General features: G+C 70.9%; 14 protein-coding genes. 10 read left to right on the top strand and 4 right to left on the bottom strand.

Annotation, left to right across the window (positions count from 1 at the left end):
- Window positions 1–2 precede the first annotated feature (2 nt).
- The gene (locus tag ADL03_RS44285; RefSeq protein WP_053739656.1) at window positions 3–1,799 is read left to right on the top strand and encodes a glycoside hydrolase family 15 protein; all 1,797 of its coding nucleotides are present in this window, start codon (window positions 3–5) and stop codon (window positions 1,797–1,799) included.
- Here the strand turns inward: ADL03_RS44285 and ADL03_RS44280 are convergent.
- Window positions 1,792–4,437, bottom strand: a complete 2,646-nt coding sequence (locus ADL03_RS44280; protein ID WP_053739655.1) for a glycoside hydrolase family 2 TIM barrel-domain containing protein — start codon at window positions 4,435–4,437, stop codon at window positions 1,792–1,794. The genes ADL03_RS44285 and ADL03_RS44280 overlap by 8 nt on opposite strands.
- A 150-nt stretch (window positions 4,438–4,587) precedes the next feature.
- On the opposite strand from ADL03_RS44280, the gene ADL03_RS44275 reads away from it, so the two are divergent.
- The 5 genes from ADL03_RS44275 to ADL03_RS44255 all read left to right on the top strand — a co-directional run bounded on the left by ADL03_RS44275 (window position 4,588) and on the right by ADL03_RS44255 (window position 9,455).
- Window positions 4,588–5,175: a DUF3558 domain-containing protein gene (locus tag ADL03_RS44275; protein ID WP_082374087.1), complete on the top strand. Its 588-nt coding sequence runs from the start codon at window positions 4,588–4,590 to the stop codon at window positions 5,173–5,175.
- Between the two features lie 124 nt (window positions 5,176–5,299).
- The gene (locus tag ADL03_RS44270; RefSeq protein WP_063798914.1) at window positions 5,300–5,665 is read left to right on the top strand and encodes a PE domain-containing protein; all 366 of its coding nucleotides are present in this window, start codon (window positions 5,300–5,302) and stop codon (window positions 5,663–5,665) included.
- A gap of 18 nt (window positions 5,666–5,683) precedes the next feature.
- Window positions 5,684–6,952 carry a PPE domain-containing protein gene (locus tag ADL03_RS44265; protein ID WP_053739652.1) on the top strand — a complete coding sequence of 423 codons (1,269 nt, stop codon included), beginning with the start codon at window positions 5,684–5,686 and terminating at the stop codon, window positions 6,950–6,952.
- On the top strand, window positions 6,949–7,755 hold the full coding sequence (locus ADL03_RS44260; RefSeq protein WP_053739651.1) for an ESX secretion-associated protein EspG: 807 nt from the start codon (window positions 6,949–6,951) through the stop codon (window positions 7,753–7,755). Before ADL03_RS44265 ends, ADL03_RS44260 begins: the two co-directional genes overlap by 4 nt.
- A 56-nt stretch (window positions 7,756–7,811) precedes the next feature.
- Window positions 7,812–9,455 carry a glycosyl hydrolase family 28-related protein gene (locus ADL03_RS44255; RefSeq protein WP_053739650.1) on the top strand — a complete coding sequence of 548 codons (1,644 nt, stop codon included), beginning with the start codon at window positions 7,812–7,814 and terminating at the stop codon, window positions 9,453–9,455.
- A 49-nt stretch (window positions 9,456–9,504) separates the two neighbouring features.
- Here the strand turns inward: ADL03_RS44255 and ADL03_RS44250 are convergent, their stop codons facing one another.
- Window positions 9,505–11,058, bottom strand: coding sequence for a hypothetical protein (locus tag ADL03_RS44250; RefSeq protein ID WP_053739649.1), 1,554 nt, complete (start codon window positions 11,056–11,058; stop codon window positions 9,505–9,507).
- A gap of 88 nt (window positions 11,059–11,146) precedes the next feature.
- Here ADL03_RS44250 and ADL03_RS44245 point away from each other — a divergent pair, with 88 nt between their 5' ends.
- Window positions 11,147–11,494, top strand: a complete 348-nt coding sequence (locus tag ADL03_RS44245) for a sterol carrier family protein (RefSeq protein WP_197289194.1) — start codon at window positions 11,147–11,149, stop codon at window positions 11,492–11,494.
- Between the two features lie 7 nt (window positions 11,495–11,501).
- Here ADL03_RS44245 and ADL03_RS44240 read toward each other — a convergent pair whose 3' ends face one another.
- Both ADL03_RS44240 and ADL03_RS44235 read right to left on the bottom strand, forming a co-directional pair.
- Window positions 11,502–13,484 (bottom strand): alpha/beta hydrolase, encoded by a 1,983-nt coding sequence (locus ADL03_RS44240; RefSeq protein ID WP_053739647.1) that lies wholly within the window; start codon window positions 13,482–13,484, stop codon window positions 11,502–11,504.
- Window positions 13,481–13,804 (bottom strand): type VII secretion target, encoded by a 324-nt coding sequence (locus ADL03_RS44235; RefSeq protein WP_053739722.1) that lies wholly within the window; start codon window positions 13,802–13,804, stop codon window positions 13,481–13,483. Before ADL03_RS44235 ends, ADL03_RS44240 begins: the two co-directional genes overlap by 4 nt.
- A 95-nt stretch (window positions 13,805–13,899) precedes the next feature.
- On the opposite strand from ADL03_RS44235, the gene ADL03_RS44230 reads away from it, so the two are divergent.
- From ADL03_RS44230 to purF, 3 genes are all read left to right on the top strand, one after another.
- Window positions 13,900–14,646: a maleylpyruvate isomerase N-terminal domain-containing protein gene (locus ADL03_RS44230; RefSeq protein ID WP_053739646.1), complete on the top strand. Its 747-nt coding sequence runs from the start codon at window positions 13,900–13,902 to the stop codon at window positions 14,644–14,646.
- A complete protein-coding gene (locus ADL03_RS44225; RefSeq protein WP_053739645.1) occupies window positions 14,646–14,984 on the top strand; it encodes a hypothetical protein in 339 nt (112 codons plus the stop codon). Before ADL03_RS44230 ends, ADL03_RS44225 begins: the two co-directional genes overlap by 1 nt.
- Window positions 14,985–15,114: 130 nt before the next feature.
- The gene (gene purF / locus ADL03_RS44220) at window positions 15,115–16,692 is read left to right on the top strand and encodes an amidophosphoribosyltransferase (RefSeq protein WP_197289186.1); all 1,578 of its coding nucleotides are present in this window, start codon (window positions 15,115–15,117) and stop codon (window positions 16,690–16,692) included.
- The last annotated feature ends 41 nt before the right edge of the window (window positions 16,693–16,733 follow it).

Genomic DNA, 16,733 nt, shown 5'->3' with positions numbered 1-16,733 from the left:
CCATGAGGATCCTGGCGCTCGTCGTGCTCCTGCTCGTCGCGGTGACCCCGGTCGCTCACGCCGCCGAGGTCGTCCCCCTCCCCGCCGACAAACAAGGCTTCGGCACGGCCAGAGGGGGCAGCCCGGTGTGGTTCACCCTCGGCCACCAGGGCCTGTCCGAGATCTTCCACCCGGACCTGAGCACACCGGCGACCCGCGAGACCCGGCTGCTCGTGGACGGCAAACCCGGTGCGGCGCGGACGGAACCCGCCGACGACCGGTCGCTGACGTTCCGCCAGCGGTTGCGCGGTGACGGCTGGCACGCCGTGCTCACCTACGTCACCGACCCGCAGCGCGCGGCCGTGCTGGCGGACGTGGAGTTCTGGTCGCAACGGCCCAGGAAGCTGTCGATCGACCACGTGCCGATGAAGGGCACGAGTGCCGTGGAGAGCACGCTGCCCACCGAACCGGTCCGGCACGCACGCGGCACGTTCGCCGTCGGGTTCGGTGACGGTGTCGCACGGGCGGCGCTGGGCCGCGGGTTCGACGCGGTGGCACGGGAGTACGCGCGGGGCTGGCACGCCTACCTCGACGGGCTGAAGCGGCCGCGGTCGGCGGACCGGCGGCTCTACGACATGTCGGTGATGGTGCTCGCGGCGACCGAGGACAAGACCCACCCCGGTGCGTCGATCGCGTCGCCGAGCTTCCCGTGGGCGTTCGGGTTCGACCGGCGGCTGGCGCCGGAGCTCGGCCCGTACGCGCTGGTGTGGCCGCGCGACCTCTACCACGTGTCCACGGCCATGATCGCCGCCGGTGACCGCGCGTTCGCCGTGCGGGCGCTGGACTTCATGCTGCGCGAACAGCAGCAGCCGGACGGCCACCTGCCGCAGAACACGCGGGTCGACGGCACGCCGGTGTGGCTCAAGGTCCAGCTCGACCAGACGGCGGCACCGCTGCTGCTGGCCTGGCACCTCGACCGGCGCGACAAGTCCACAGTGGACTTCCTGCGTCGCTCGGCCGACTTCCTGCTGGGCTACCCGAACGCGCCGTTCAGCGAGCAGGAGCGGTGGGAGAACCAGGACGGCTACTCGCCGGCGACGATCGCGTCCGCGGTCGCAGGACTGGTGTGCTTCGCGGACCTGTTGCAGCGCAACGGGGAGAACGCCGACCGGTACCTCGCCGCCGCCGACGAGTGGCAGCGGCGGGTGGAGGGCTGGACCGCGACGACCACCGGTCCGTACACGCCGAAGCCGTACTACCTGCGCGTCACCAAGGACGGAAAACCCGATCAGGGAACGAAGTACAACCTCGGTGACAACAACCCGGCCGACATCGACCAGCGCGCGGTCGTCGACCCCAGCTTCCTGGAGCTGGTGCGGCTCGGCGTCAAGCGCGCCGACGACCCGGTCGTCCGCAACACCGTCGCCGTGGTCGACGCACAGCTGAAGGAACAGGGCTACTGGCACCGGTTCACGCAGGACGGCTACGGCGAGACGGCCGACGGCCGGCCGTGGAACATCAACTGGCCGACGCCCACCCGCACGTACGGGCGGCTGTGGCCGTTGCTCAGCGGTGAACGCGGCGAGTACGAGCTGCTGGCCGGTGACCGGGCGAGTGCCGCCCAACGCCTGCGGGACGTCGCGGCGACCGCCAACAGCGGTCTGATGCTGCCCGAGCAGGTGTGGAACGGCCGGGGCACCACCTCGGCGACCCCGCTGGCCTGGACGCACGCGCAGTACGTGCGGCTGGCGTGGTCGCTCGACCGGGGTGAGCCGGTCGAGCGACCCGCTGTGGTGGTCAAGCGCTACGGCACTAGCTGACGGACCTCTTCGCGACGTTGTGGCCGGAGACCTCCACGACCGGCTGAGCCGAGCCGAGCGACGAGGACCGGTACTCGGCCCTGAGCGTCACCGTCTCGCCCGGCCACAGCGTCACGTAGTTGTCGCTCCACTGCGTCGGCAGCACCTCGGCGCCGCCCTGGCCCTTGCGCAGCGACGCCCGCACGAAGAACGCCACGGTGCTGCCGGTGTTCTTCAGCGTCACGGTGGTGGCCTGCCGGTCCTCACCGGCGGGTGCGGTCGACACGGTCGAGGTGACCGTGCCGGGCTTCAACGTGTTGAGGCCCTTGAGGTCCGCGTAACCGGACTGCGGCGTGTGGTACCAGGTGGAGCTGCCGTAGTTCAGCGTGTCGGCCTTGGTGGAGAGCCAGTAGACGTTGCGGTCCACGACGTTGCCCGCCGCGTCCTTGAGCAGCAGGCGCACGAAGTACGTCGTGGACAGCCCGGACGGCTGCGGCAGCGTGCCCGCCTTGGTCGGGCCGTTGGGCGCGACGGTCACGGTGCGCGTCTCGTCGGCCTTCTGCGTGCCGTCGAGGTTGAACAGCGTGATCTGCAAGCGGTGGTTGTTCGCGGGTTGCAGGCCGGTGTTCATGACGGACAACGACCTGTCGTCGTAGGAGTACTGCGCGTGCAACGGTCGCAGGCCCGCCTTGGCGCCGAAGTACGAGCCCGCGGTGGCGAGGTAGTAGTCGTACAGGTGCCAGTACAGCGTCGGCCAGGCGTTGTTGAGCATCCAGTAGATGACGCCGGTGGACGGGTTGGTGGCGTCGTTGAAGTTGTCGCCGAACGCCTCGAACTGCGCGCGGTTGGTCTCGTAGTTGGCGAGCTGGGCCTTGCGGACGAAGTCCTCGACGGTGGACGGCTTGCCGTAGCGGTTGTCGAGCGCGGTGCCCCAGAAGGTCAGCTTGTTGAACGTCGACGACGGCGACAGGTGGTACTGCGTCGCGTTGTAGTTCGTCAGCTTGTCGATCTCGGCCTGGGACAGGAACTTCCGCAGCTCGTCCAGCTCCGGGACGGTCGCGCCGGGGCCGATCTCCGAGGCGAACCCGGCCGCGCCGCCGAGCTGCTTGTTGTGCCAGTAGACCGGCGGTTCCCACCAGTACGGGCCGTCCATCTTCATGCCGGGGCTGCCCAGCTGCGGCGAGCCGATGTTCTTGGCCGACGAGATGACCGGCAGGTTCCACTCGGCCCGCTTGAGCGCGTCGAGGTAGATCTTCTCCAGGTCCGCGCCGGGTGCCGCGTCCGAGCCGATCATGAACCCGATCATGCTGGGGTGGTTGCGGACGCGCCTGGCCTCGCTCTCGGCCGACTCGCCGGCGACCCGGTTGTCCTCGGCGTCGAACGAGTCGTAGTCCTCCCACTTCGAGCAGCACTCCCAGCCGGTCAGGACCATGATGCCCCTGCGGTCGGCCAGGTCGTAGAGCTCGTCGTTCTCCGGCTTGCCCTCCAGCCGGATGGTGTTCATGCCCATGGCCTTCACGAGGTCGAGCTGGTCCTCGATGTAGCGCACGTCGGTGCGGAGGAACAGGTCCGACGCCCAGCCGCCGCCGCGCACCAGGAACGGCTTGCCGTTGACGGTGAACTGCCGGCCGCTGCCGCGAATGCCGGAGCCGACCTCGCGGACACCGAACGTCGTGCTCGCGGTGTCTGACTCGGCCGTGCCCACGTTCACGGCGACCGCGGCCTGGTAGAGCGGCTGCGCGCCCATCTGGAACGGCCACCACACCTGCGGGTTCTGCAGCGTCTGCTCGAACGTCACGGTCCTGGTCTGGTTCGCGCTCAGCTGCACCTGCTGCCGCAGCACCTGACCGGCGACGGTGGCGGTGACGTCGGCGGTCACCGGCTGGCCGGTGTTGTTGCGCGCGTCGACCTTCGTGGTGATCTTGGCGCTGGTCAGGCTCGGCAGCGGCAGGTCGGTGTCCACGCGCGGGTTGCGCAGCGAGACCGGCCCGCTCGGCTCGAACGTGACGTCGCGGAAGATGCCCTGGTTGCGGTCGGGTGGCAGCTGCGCCCAGTCGATGAAGTGGATCAGCAGGTCGCTCTGCGGGTCGGCCGGCGACGCCTTGATCGCGAGCGCGTTGTCGCCCTTGCGCAGCAACGGGGTCACGTCGAACTCGTGCGTCGGGTACGCGCCGACGACCTTGTCGGTCCCGGCGACCTTGGTGCCGTTGAGCCAGATCTCACCGCGCGCGATGATGCCGCCCTTGAGCTTCAGGAACGTGTTCACGCCCGGCTGCGGGTCGGCGCTGAACACCTTGCGGTACCACCAGCCGACCTTGAAGTCGCCGGCGTTCACCTGCTTCAGGTTCTCGGAGTAGCGGACGTCCGGGTACCGGTTGTTGGCGATCAGGCCGGCCATGACGGTCGACCGCGCGGGCACGGTCAGCCAGCCGCTGTCCGAGTATGCCGGCCCGGAGATCACCTGCCCGGACTGGGTGGCCCTGGCGCTGCTCTGCATGCGCCAGTCGGGGACGGTGGAGGCGGTGCCCGGCCTGGCGGCCACCGCCAGCGCCGCTCCCGTGCCGGGCACGGGGCCCGCGTTGGCTGAGGTGCCTGGCACGAGCAGGGCCAGACCCACCGCCGCCACGACCAGTACCGGTAGTGGTCGGTTGCGCAGCATGTCGCTCCTCGACGCATCGGGGCGGCGGCGCTTCGGGGTATCGTAAAGAAGGTTTCCTTTTTGTGTGGTCACCGGCAATGCGCCTTCCGGGTGACCCGCCTCACGCCGATCGCGACACTCCGTGCCCGGCGATCCGTTACGTTGACCGTCATGCGTCGAGTGGTGACCCTGTTCCTGCTGGCAGCGGTATTGGCCGGGTGTTCGTCGACCGAACCCGGTACGCCCACCGCGGGCGGGCAGACGCCGACCGGGACCTCGACCGGGACGACCGGCAAGAGCGCCCCGGTGAACCGGCCGAAGGTCGTCGACCTCAAGACCGTCGACCCCTGCGCGCTGGTCACGCCGGAGACGAAGACCGCGCTCGCCATCGCCACCGTCGAGCCGCGCAACCCCAAGGCCGAGTACGGCGAGGGCAGCAAGACGTGCGGGGCGAGCTATGTGGACCACAAGTACACGTGGAGCCTCTACACGATCGTCAACGGCGGTGCCGCACGGCTGAAGGAGACCACGCCGGGGATCACCCCCGTGCAGGTCGCCGGCTACCCCGCGTTCCAGGCCAAGGGGCCGTCAGCGGCCACGAAGTCGCCGGAGTGCGAGTTCTACCTGGACGTGCATGACGAGCGGCTGTTGCGGGTATCGGTGGTCGGGGGCTGGGGTGAGCAGACCACCGAGGACGGTGCGTGCGAACGTGCCAGGCCGCTCGCGGAGGCCGCCGGGAAGGTGCTGGCCGCGGGGTGAACGGATGAGTAGAACTACTCCTCCTTTACCGGGAACCGGTCACCCGCGTCATGCATCAGAGTTAAAGTCGTTCCAAAAGCACACGCGGCCTGGACCCTGTGGGCCGTACTGAGGAGGGTGTGCCGTGTATCTCGCGGATGGTGGGGGCACTTCGTCGACTCCCCCGGAGTTCGGTCAGCGCAAGCTGCGGGTGGACCCGTCTGCCATTCCAGAGGCGCGGAAGGCGTTCGAACACGCTCTGTCGGAGTTCGACAACAAGATCAAGCAGGCGGTCGAGGACCTGCCCACCAGGCCGTGGGCCGGTGACCCGATCAGCAGTGAGACCGCCAAGGCGTTCAACCAGCAGACCTCGGACGCGGCCCTCACCGCGCTGGCGACCTACCGCAAGCAGCTCCAGCAGGTCGTCGACCAGCTGACGAAGATCGAGGAGCAGTACCGGATGGTCGAGGGCGACAACACCGCCCTCTGGGGAAAGCACCTGCAGGGCTGAGAGGAGGGGGACTGACCGATGAGCGACCACCGCTTCCAGGGGTACGCACACCCCGAGCTGTACGAAATGATCAACTCCGGCCCCGGCGTCTCCGCCTCCATCCCGGTCGAGGCCGGGTGGAAGACGATCGCGTCGACGCTCGCCGAGATCGACGAGAACCTGCACACCGCACTGGCCAAGATGGGCGCGGACTGGGAGTCCGACGCCGCCGACGCCGCGAACGCCGCGCTGTCGCCGCTGGCGGAGTGGGCCGGGTTCGCGAACCAGGGCGCGACCACGATGGAGAGCTCCGCGCGGCTGCAGGGCGAGTTCATCGCCGACGCGCGCAAGAAGATGCCCGAGGTCGTCCCGGTCACGACCGAGAAGCCGGGCCTCCTCGACATCGCCGGTGGCGCGCTGACCGGCCCGGCCGGCATCGCGCACGTCATCGGCCAGCAGCGCGACCACGAGCGGCAGGAGGCGGCCGCGGACAACGCCGCCGCCCAGGCCGTGAAGGTCATGGAGGACTACCAGGCCGACAGCCGGTGGAACTCCTCGACGCTGGGTGAGTTCCCCGACCCGCCGCAGGTCGTGATCGACACGCCGCCGCCCGGCCAGACCGGCACGCACAACCAGCACGTGGGCTACACCCCGACGGGCGTGAGCTCGCCGTCGGGCAACGGCCACACGGGCACGACCACGCCGTCGTGGACGGCGCCGCCGACCGGCACGGTCGTCTCCCCGACGCCGACCTGGACGCCGCCCGGCGACAGCACGCACACGTCGTGGAGCCAGCCGACGCCGCCGCCCGTCACGACCCACCTGCCCCCGACGACCCTGCCGACGCCGGAGCCGAAGCCCCTGCCGACGCCGGGACCCGGCCCGGTCTTCACCCGCCCGACCACGGGCGTGCCCGGTGGCGGCCGCGGTGGCTCCGGCGGCACCGGTGGCGGTCGCAGCGGACCCGGTGGCGTTCGCGGTGGTCAGCTCGGCGGCGGCAAGCCGTTCGGCCCGATGTCCGGTTCGCTCGGCGCCTCCGGCCAGGCCGGTGCCGGCCAGGCGGGCGGCGTCAAGGCCGGCGGCATGATGCCCGGTGCCGAGGCGATGCGCGGCGGAGCCGTGGGTGCCGGTGGTGCCGGCAAGGGTGCCGCGGGTGCCGGCATGGGCGCCGGTGGCGCACACGGTGCCAAGGGCGAGGGCGAGGACGACCTCGAGCACAAGGCGGCCGACTACCTGGTCGAGACCGACGACGTGTTCGGCGACGACCGCCTGGTCGCGCCTCCGGTCATCGGAGGCCTGCCGGAGTGAGCCTGTTCGGCGGTCCGGCGGAGAGGGAGCCGATCACCCTGTCCGCCGAGGAGTTCGACGTGGTGTGGGAGCGGCTGAACGCCGGTCCCATGCCGCTCGTGCTCAAGGTCCCGTCACCTGGCCGGACGCGCGACGAGCGGATCGCGCTCGAGAACCGCGTCCACCAGCAGCTGGACCACCGCCGGCTCGGCAACTCGCGTGGCCTGGCACCTGAGCTGGACGGCCTGCTGCGCATGTTCGTCAAGCCCGAGCGGGAGGCGGACGGCCGCCTCTGGCTCGGCCACAGCCTGCGCGTCCTCGCCGTCGCGAACGGCGACTACGGCGCGCTGGCGACGTTGCGGGACGACCGGCTGACGTTCCAGCCGTGGGCGGGCTCCGGCCTGGCCTCCGCGGTGCTGTCGGTGCTGCCGCAGCACGCCGCCGGCACCGGCCTGTCCGTCACGCTGCCGAGCGCGGACATCGAGAAGGCGGCCGCGCAGACCGACGGCTCGCCCAAGTCGATGGAGGCCGCGTTCCGCGGCATCGGCCTGCGCGAGGACGACGCGAAGGCGCTGGTCAAGATGTTCACCGGCGTCGTGCGGACCGGGAACTTCGGTGCCGCCGCCCGGGACAAGTACGGCAAGCGCTGGCGGCCCGAGCGCGTGATCTCGTTCTTCGACACCGAAGAGGGCCGCTACCTTCAGCAACGCCGTTCCGCCAACGGCCAGCCGCCGTGGAGCACCTTCACGCCGACCGACGGCCGCCGCCTGCTGCACCAGGTCGACGAGCTCGTCGCGGAAGCGGTTCGTTCCGCATCCGGCTGACATCTGGTTTGATCTGACCACCGCCGCCGTGGCCAAGACCCCTTGGAGACGGCGAAATGAACATCGGCAGACGGCAGTTCCTCCTGGCCACCGGGGTTGCTGTGGTCGGGTCGCCGGCGTGGGCGGGGACGGCTTGCGCCGAGTCCTCCGCCGCGCTGTGGCAGGAGTTCGTTGCCAACCCGTACGACCACCCGCAGATCCCGAACGTCGCCTACGCCGGCCACCGCACCGGTGAGCGCCCGCCACGCCGTCCGGTGCTGGCCAACGTGCTGTTCTTCGGTGCCCGCCGCGACGGCTCCGCGGACGCGTCCGGCGCGATCAACCGCGCTGTCGAGTTCGTCGGCCGGCTGGGCGGTGGCACGGTCCTCGTGCCACCGGGCCGGTACCGCATCGACGACATCATCCGCATCGGCTACGACAACGTCGTGCTGCGCGGCGCGGGCAGCACGAAGACGACGTTCTACGCGACCCGGTCGCTGGAGCAGATCGTCGGCATCAACCGCAGCCGCTACGGCTCGGAGAACTCGGCGTGGAGCTGGTCGGGCGGCCTGGTGTGGATCTGCCACCGCGACCGCTACCGGCCGCTGGTCGACGCGATCAAGGCGAAGAAGTGGCCGTTCGAGGGCTGGACCGGCAACGAGCTGGAGCTCGGTTCCGTGCTGACCGAGGTGACCGGATCGGCGGCGCGCGGCGCGTTCGTGATCACTGTCGCGAATGGACAGAACCTGCGTGCGGGCCAGCGGGTCCTGCTGCGCCTGGACGACTCCGGCTACTCGCTGCCGAAGCACCTGTGCGGCGACATCCCCGGCACCGCGAGCTACCGCTGGGACGACAAGACGAAGCTGCTGTCCTACTTCCCGTTCCTGTGGCCGGTGCGGGTGGAGTGGGTGCGCGGCAACCGGGTCAAGCTCGCGCAGCCGCTGCCGCTGGAGCTCCGCCCGGAGTGGAAGCCGCGGCTCACCACGATGGCTCCGGTGGTCACAGGAGCCGGCGTCGAGGGCATCAAGATCGAGATGTTCAAGGTGCCGACGCCGAAGCACCTGCAGGACAAGGGGTACAACGGCGTGGCGTTCCAGTGCGCCTGGGACTGCTGGGCCGACGACGTGCACGTCCACGACGTCGACAACGGCTTCCTGCTGGTGTCCGCCAAGGGGATCTCGCTGCTGAACACCCGTGTCTCCGGCCGTGGCCACCACCACGCCTACGCGACCCGCGAGCAGTCGCACGACAACCTCACCGATGGCTTCGTCATCGAGGCACCGTCCGAGCCCTCGCAGGCGGGCGCCGGCAACCACGGCCTCAACGTGGAAGGCCTGTCCTGCGGCAACGTCTGGACGCGCGGCAGGATGGACCACGACGTGTTCGACACCCACCGCGGCCTGCCGTTCGGCAACGTCCGCACCGAGATCACCATCACCAACGTCGGTGCCCACGGCGGCAGCGCGGACGCCGGCCCGTTGTACGGCGCCAGGTTCACGCACTGGAACGTCACCGTCACCAACCAGCGCGCCGGCAACGTCCGCATCGACCAGGTCGCACCGTGCAGCGCCACGGTCGCGATCTCCGAGGTCCGCGACTTCGGCCAGGTCGACAAACCGGACTTCACCGGGCCGCTGAACTCGCGGCTGGAGCTCTACGGCACGACGGACGTGGTGCCGCGCAACCTCTACGACGCGCAGAAGCGGTTGCGGCGCCGCTGAGTCACGGCGCCCCTGGGGCACGGCAGCGCTGAGTCACGGCAGCGCTGGGTCACGGCAGCGCGATCCGCACGGGCAGCCGGTGGGGCACGGACAGGCCGAACCCCGGCCGGTCCGGTACCCGGCCGGCTGCCCGCGCGTCGACCAGCGACGTGGCCGGGTCGTCGAGCCGGAACTCGATGCCGAACGCCAGGCTGTCCCTGATGAACGGTGGCACCTCGTCCCAGGACCGCGCCGTCACGACGATGTGGCGGCTGGGGTCGAGCGGCTCGCCAGGGCCGTCGAGCAGCTGGTAGTCGCTCAGGTCGCCGAGCACGGTCGCGAGCGTCTGCAGCGTGGTGGTCTTGCCGGTGCCGGGTTTGCCGACGATCGCGCCGTGGCGCAGTTCCTGCGTGAACATCGGGTGGAGCACGTCACGGCGTTGCTCGAAGGGCCTGTCCAGGATGCCGATCGCGCCCTGCGGCAGCATGTCGAGGGTGGTGTCGGTGCCGTCGTGGTGCAGGGGCGGCAGGACGATCTCGTGTGCGGGCGGGCCGTCGGCCAGCGCCCGCGGCAGGGTCCCGGCCACGTCGGCGAGGTCGTGCGCGGGTGTCGCGTGCGGCCACCCCGGGATCCGGACCGCCAGCTGGGACGGAAAGGTGTCGCCGGAGAACAGCATGCGGATGCCGAGGAGCCGGCCCACGCGCACGAGGGACTCCAGCACCTGCTGGTAGCCGCGCGGGAGCAGGAGTTCGGCGCTGTCGACGCAGATCAGCAGGTCCGGCAACGGGTCGAGCTCGGCGCCGGCGTCGCGTTTGGCCCGGTAGTCGCCGCTGTTGCGGCACTGCCCGACGCTGTGGATCAGCAACTGGCGCCGGTTGATCTCGCCGTGCAGGCCCGTCGTGAAGCGGTCGAACCACTCCTCGTCGTCCCGGCCGGTGAGCACGAACGTCGCGTGGGCCGCGCTCGGCAGGTCACCGAAAACGCCGTTGTCCTGCATGTCGAAGAACGCGATGTTCAGGTCCTCCGGCGAATGCGTGACCATCAGGCCGAGCAGCGCGCTCTGCAACCGTTGTGCGCGCTCGGCAAGAGGGCCGAGGTACGTGCCGCTGTAGCCGTGTCCGTTCACGCTGATGTCGAGGTACACGGGCCAGCCCTGCGCGTCGACGCCGACCGCGGTCTTGAAGTCACGGCGCTGCCACCTGTCGTGCAGGTCGGCCGAAACCCCGTGCAACGCCAGGAAATCCGTCGCCTCGCCGTGCAGGTGCCTGCGCAGCCGCCTGGGCAGGACGTCCCAGTCCCGTGCCGTCACCACGGTCTGCACTCCGCGTGCGGGCCCGAAGGCGGCGATCCACTCCACCGCCTGGTCGAGCCCGGGATCCATGTCGGCGCACAGCGCCCAGTCGTCGACCAGCAGCACCGCCCCCGACGGCGCACCCCGTTCGAACCAGTCCAGCAGGCTGCGGCACCCCGCCTGGTCGGCCGGGTCGAACGTGGCCGAGACGGGTAACGGGTCCGCACCTCGCCCGATGCGGTAGACGGACAGGTCAGGCGCGGCCGCCAGCGCCGCCGACAGCCGTTCCCTCGTCGCCGGCCCCGGCCCCACGACGGCGAAGTTCCTGATCACCGTCCAGATATACCAACAGCGCCAAATCGGCGGCCGGTACTTCGCTAATCTTGCCCCCGTGCCAGCCAAACCCGTCGACCCGGCGCAGATGCGCGCCGCGGTCGAAGCCGTCCTCCCGTGGCTGCACGGCACCGCCGACCAGCCGGAACGGTCCGTCCTCGCCGCCGCGGTCCGCCTGAGCCTGCGCACCCTCGAACAGGTCGCGCCCGGACGCAGCGTCGAGGTCCGCGTTCCGCCGTTCGCCGCCGTGCAGTGCGTCGAGGGCCCCCGGCACACCCGCGGCACGCCCCCGAACGTGGTCGAGACCGACCCGCGCACCTGGCTCGAACTGGCCATCGGCGCCCTGACCTGGCCCGACGCCGTGGACACGGCCCGGGTCACCGCCTCCGGCACCCGAGCCGACCTGTCCGCGCTGCTGCCGGTCGTGAAGTTCTAGGACCGTTCTAGAACCACGACCCGATCTTGCTGCCGATGCCCTTCACGATCCCGATGCCGCCCTCGACGACGTCGCGGCCGGCCTCGACCGCGTTGCCCACGGTGTCGACCACGACGTCACCGACGTCGCTCGCCACCTCGCCGACGGTGTCGGCCGCGTGACCGGCGGCCGCGCCCCAGTTGCCGCGGGAGATGTCGTCGGCGACCTGGCCGCCACCGCGCCAGACGTCCTCGCCGATGTCGACGACCTCCTTGCCGGTGTTGACGCCCCAGTCGAGCACCGGGCCCACCACGGGCAGGTCGGAGCCGGGCACCTCGACCGGCGTCGGCGAGTCCTGCCAGCGCTGCTCGCTGACCTGGCCGCCGTGGCCGGTGGCGATCTTCGCGAGGTTGTCGAGCGACTCGGTGCCCTTGTCGTAGTACGACGAGTGGGCGTGGCCGATCCAGGACTCGCCGGACGTGCCGAACTGCTTCGCGCCGAACGACGAGTCGTACGGGCCGGTCGAGGACCCGTCCTTGGTGAACCAGTCACCGCTGGTGGCCTGGACGACCGGGTCGTGCTCGGTGCCGCCGACGTACACGTGGCCGGCGCCGACCGACAGCTGGTTCACGTTGGACGCGCCGACACCGGGTGAACCGACGAACGCGATGTCGTCCGCCTTCAGGCCGTGCTCCATCGAGGCGTAGCCGACCACCGTGCTGCCGTAGCTGTGGCCGATGACGGTGACGTGCGCGCCGGGGTTGCGGTCGCGGTACTCGGCGACGTCCTGGGCCAGGATCGCCGCGCCCTCCTTCGCCTGCGCCGGGTCGTCGACCTGGCCGGGCAGGAACTCGGGCGCGTCGTAGCCGAGCCACTGGATCGCGGCGCCGTCGGCACCCATCTTCTGGCTGAGGTTCGCGGCCTGGTCGAGGCCGAAGTCGCCGAGCTTCGACGTGGTTCCGGGGACGCACACGGCGAGGTTGGCCGCAGTGTCCGGGTTGCCGAACGAGACCGCCATCGCGCCCTCCTTGGCGCCGGGGCCGTCGGGGCTCCACTTGAGCACGTAGGCGTCCTTGCCGATCGCCGCCGCCTTCGCGTCGGCGTCCTTCACCGACTTGACCGCGTTGTCCGCGTTCGTCGCGCGGCGGGCGGCCTCGTCGTACTGCTGCATCAGCTGCGAACCCTGCGGGTCGTTGCGCAGCGCGCGCTGACCGTCGGAGGAGTTCGGGTCGACGCCGAGCTGGGCGGCACGGTCCGCGAGCTGCGCCTTCAGGTCGTTCTTCTGCTGGTTGAACCGGATCTGGTCCTGCCTGATCCGCTCGCGGTTGGCGCCGTCGAGGCCGTCGGCGGGCAGGCCCTTGAGCTGGCTGAGCTCCTCGTACTTCGCCTTGACCAGGGCGTCCTTCTCCGCCTGGCTGAGCTTGTTCCACCAGTCGGCGACGGCCTTCGGGTCGCTGCCGGGCGGCGGCATCGGCGGCAGCGCGCCTCCGCCGCCACCGCGCTGGGCCGCGCGGTCCCAGCCGCAGTCGGTCCGCGCGGACTCCTCGAAGCCGGGCGGGATCTTCGTGAGCGCGCCGGCGTACGACCGCAGCACGTTGTCGTAGCCGGACTTGACCCGGTTCAGCGCGTCGTTGACCTGGTTGGCCAGCTGGCGGGTCTGCTGCTCGTCGAGACCGGGCGGGCGGCTGCGCCACACACCGATCGCGTGGTCGGCGGCGCCGCGCATCTGCCCGTAGGCGCGGGAGGCGGCCTGCACGATGTCCACGCCGGCACCGAGGCGGTCGCGGACGGCCTTCGTGGCGGTGCCGGACAGCTCGGCGCGTGCGGAGAACTTCGTGGCGCTCTCGCCGACCCAGCTGCTGACCGCGGTCCTGCCGCCGGCCGCGACCGACTCGGCGGCCCTGCCGACCGCGCTGATCGCGCCGGTGATCGGGTCGGCGGCGGCGGCGATGCGGCCGACGTCCCCCGAGGCGAGCCGGCCGTACAGGCCCTCAGGATCGATGTAGCTCACTTGCCGCCCCCCAGTCCGTTCATGATCTTCGTCAGGAACGAGGCGTGGTCGTCGTCCGTGCGCTGGTAGGCGTCGGCGTTCGACACGAGCCCTTCGGCCGCGTCGGTGAACCAGGCGGAGCCGCGCTGGAGGTCCTGCGAGTGGGTGCCGGCGAACCTCGCGAGCGCGGACGCGAACTCGGCCGCGGCGTCGACCCCGCCGAGCGCTCCGGCGTCGAGCTGGAGCATCGAGATCATCTCCGCCGCCTCGCGCACCGCCTCGGAGCCGTTGCCGAACTCCTTCGACGCGTTGCGCAGCAGCTCGGGCTCAACGCCGAACATCGCCACCCCCTGGTTGGTCGTTGATCCATGCGACGCACCAGCATCATGACCGGTTCCCCGCTCGTGCGCGGAGGGTTTCGGGCACGATGTCGCGCATGGTGCAGACAGGGTGGACGGCCCAGCGGTGGACCGCTGTGTTCGTCGAGCAGGCGGAGATGTTCCGCAAGGCAGTGACCGACGCCGACCCGGCCGCCGAGGTGCCGACCCGTCCGGGCTGGACCGTGCAGGACCTGGTTGTCCACCTGGCGCGGTTCCTGGAGACCTCCACCGCCTACCTGCGCACCGGCAGCCGCAACCCCGTGCAGCCGCCGCCCGCGCCCACCGGCCTCGCGCCGCTGCAGTACCTCGACGAGCAGCTGGTCGCCGCCAGGGAGATCCTGGCCGCCGTACCGGGCAACCGGCCGGTGTGGACCTTCTCGCCGGCCGCGCCCGACCTCGCGTGGGTGTGGCACCGCCGCATCGCGCACGAGACGGTGCTGCGCCGGTTCGACGCGCAGACCACGGTCCGCGAGGTGGCCGCCACCGACGCCGACCTCTGCGCCGACGGCATCGACGAGGTCCTGACCACGATCGTCGCGGCCAAGGTCGCGGGCGACGTGCCGAGCGAGGTGTCCGGCACCGCCGTGGTCAGCCCGACCGACGTGCCCGAGTCGTGGCTGATCTCGCTCACCCCGGCCGAGGTGCCGCAGGTCCGTGCCGCCGCTCCCGGCGAGGAGGGCGACGCGCAGGTGACCGGTGACGCCGAGCTGGTCTACTTCTGGCTGTGGAACCGGATGAACCTCAGGGAGATGACCGGCGACCAGCGCGTGCTGGACGTCCTGCAGGTCGGACGGGGGCACTGATGCGCGGGACGGTCGCGGCCCTGCTGGGCTGCCTCGTGCTGACCGGGTGCGCCTCCGACTGGCAGGCGGAGGTCACCTACGAGGTCACCAAGGTCTACGACTACAAGATGTCGGCGGGCTCCGACCCGGTGAAGCGCGCCCAGCTGGAGCTCTCCGGCTCCGCACCGAGCGGCGTGCTGGCCAAGGACTCGCTGTCGCCGCAGACCGTGGACCTGGCCGACATCAGCGGCTCGGCCGAGGTGGGCGACAAGGTGACCTGCACCGCCAAGCAGCACTCGCGGGGCGCGACGCAGACCAACCCGGTCCAGACCGAGCTGAGCGGGTGCCGCAAGGCCTGACGGGAACGACCGCGGCGGGGTGGTCGGCCTCACCGGACAACGCTCGATCGGGTGTCGCGGACCGGCGAAGCCCAGATTGGGCGCTTCTGCGTGCCGAAGGCATGAGTTTCATCACCTCATCGGGGGTGCGATGGGGGTATATCGGCCCCCGCTCCACATACACTCGGAGAGCAGCCAGCCCCGTCGTGAGGGAGCCAACTCGGTGGTCGCCGACCATTCCCAGCCCGAACAGGAACCTCGTGAGGAGTGCGGCGTCTTCGGCGTCTGGGCTCCTGGCGAGGACGTCTCCAAAATGGCCTACTACGGCCTCTACGCCCTGCAGCACCGCGGGCAGGAGGCAGCGGGCATCTCGGTCGGTGACGGCGCTCAGGTCGTCGTCTTCAAGGACCTCGGGCTCGTCAGCCAGGTGTTCGACGAGCAGGTCCTGCAGAGCCTCAAGGGCCACGTGGCCGTCGGTCACTGCCGCTACTCCACCACCGGGTCCACGACCTGGGAGAACGCGCAGCCGACGTTCCGCACCACCGCCGCGGGGTCGGGGCTCAGCCTCGGCCACAACGGCAACCTGGTGAACACCGCCGAGCTGCGGGAGAAGGCGCAGGAGCTGGGTCTGACCAGCCGCAACGGCGCCACGACCGACTCGGACATCCTCACCGGGCTGCTCGCGCACACGGCGGCGGACAAGGGCATCGAGCAGGCGGCCCTGGAGCTGCTGCCGACCGTCCGCGGTGCGTTCTGCCTGGTCTTCTCCGACGAGAGCACGCTCTACGCGGCCCGTGACCCGCACGGCGTCCGGCCGCTGGTCCTCGGCCGCCTCGAACGCGGCTGGGTCGTCGCGAGCGAGACGGCGGCGCTGGACATCGTCGGCGCCAGCTTCGTGCGCGAGGTCGAGCCGGGCGAGCTGATCGCGATCGACGGTGACGGGCTGCGGTCCAGCCGGTTCGCGAACCCCGAGCCCAAGGGCTGCATCTTCGAGTACGTCTACCTGGCCCGGCCGGACACGACGATCTCCGGGCGCAGCGTGCACGCCACCCGCGTCGAGATCGGCCGCCGGCTCGCCAAGGAGCACCCGGTCGAGGCCGACCTGGTCATCCCGGTGCCGGAGTCCGGCACGCCCGCCGCGATCGGGTACGCCCAGGCCAGCGGCATCCCGTACGGGTCGGGCCTGGTCAAGAACGCCTACGTCGGCCGCACGTTCATCCAGCCGTCGCAGACGATCCGCCAGCTGGGCATCCGGCTGAAGCTGAACCCGTTGCGCGACGTCATCCGCGGCAAGCGGCTCGTCGTCGTGGACGACTCGATCGTGCGCGGCAACACCCAGCGCGCGCTCGTCCGCATGCTGCGCGAGGCCGGTGCGCTGGAGGTCCACGTGCGGATCGCCTCGCCGCCGGTGAAGTGGCCGTGCTTCTACGGCATCGACTTCGCCTCGCGGGCCGAGCTGATCGCGAACGGCCTGGACGACGACGGCATCCGGCGGTCGGTCGGCGCCGACTCGCTCGGGTACGTGTCGCTCGAACAGCTCGTGGCGGCGACCGAGCAGCCCAAGACGCGGCTGTGCTCGGCGTGCTTCGACGGCGAGTACCCGATCGAGCTGCCCGCGGACGCGCTCATCGGCAAGCACCTGCTGGAGGGCCTCAAGGGCGTGGCGGGCTCAGCCGCTCCCGTCCTGCCCAACGGATATGGTGCCGAGGACGCACTGCGTCGCCCCTGATCCGGGTACGCCCGCGATCCGGGCCCGCCCCTGAGCTTGCA

Origin of the sequence: Nocardia sp. NRRL S-836, assembly GCF_001279525.1 — a bacterium.
GTDB lineage: Bacteria > Actinomycetota > Actinomycetes > Mycobacteriales > Pseudonocardiaceae > Lentzea.
The sequence above is the reverse complement of the archived record's forward strand: the minus strand, read 5'-3'. Positions and strand labels throughout refer to the sequence as shown.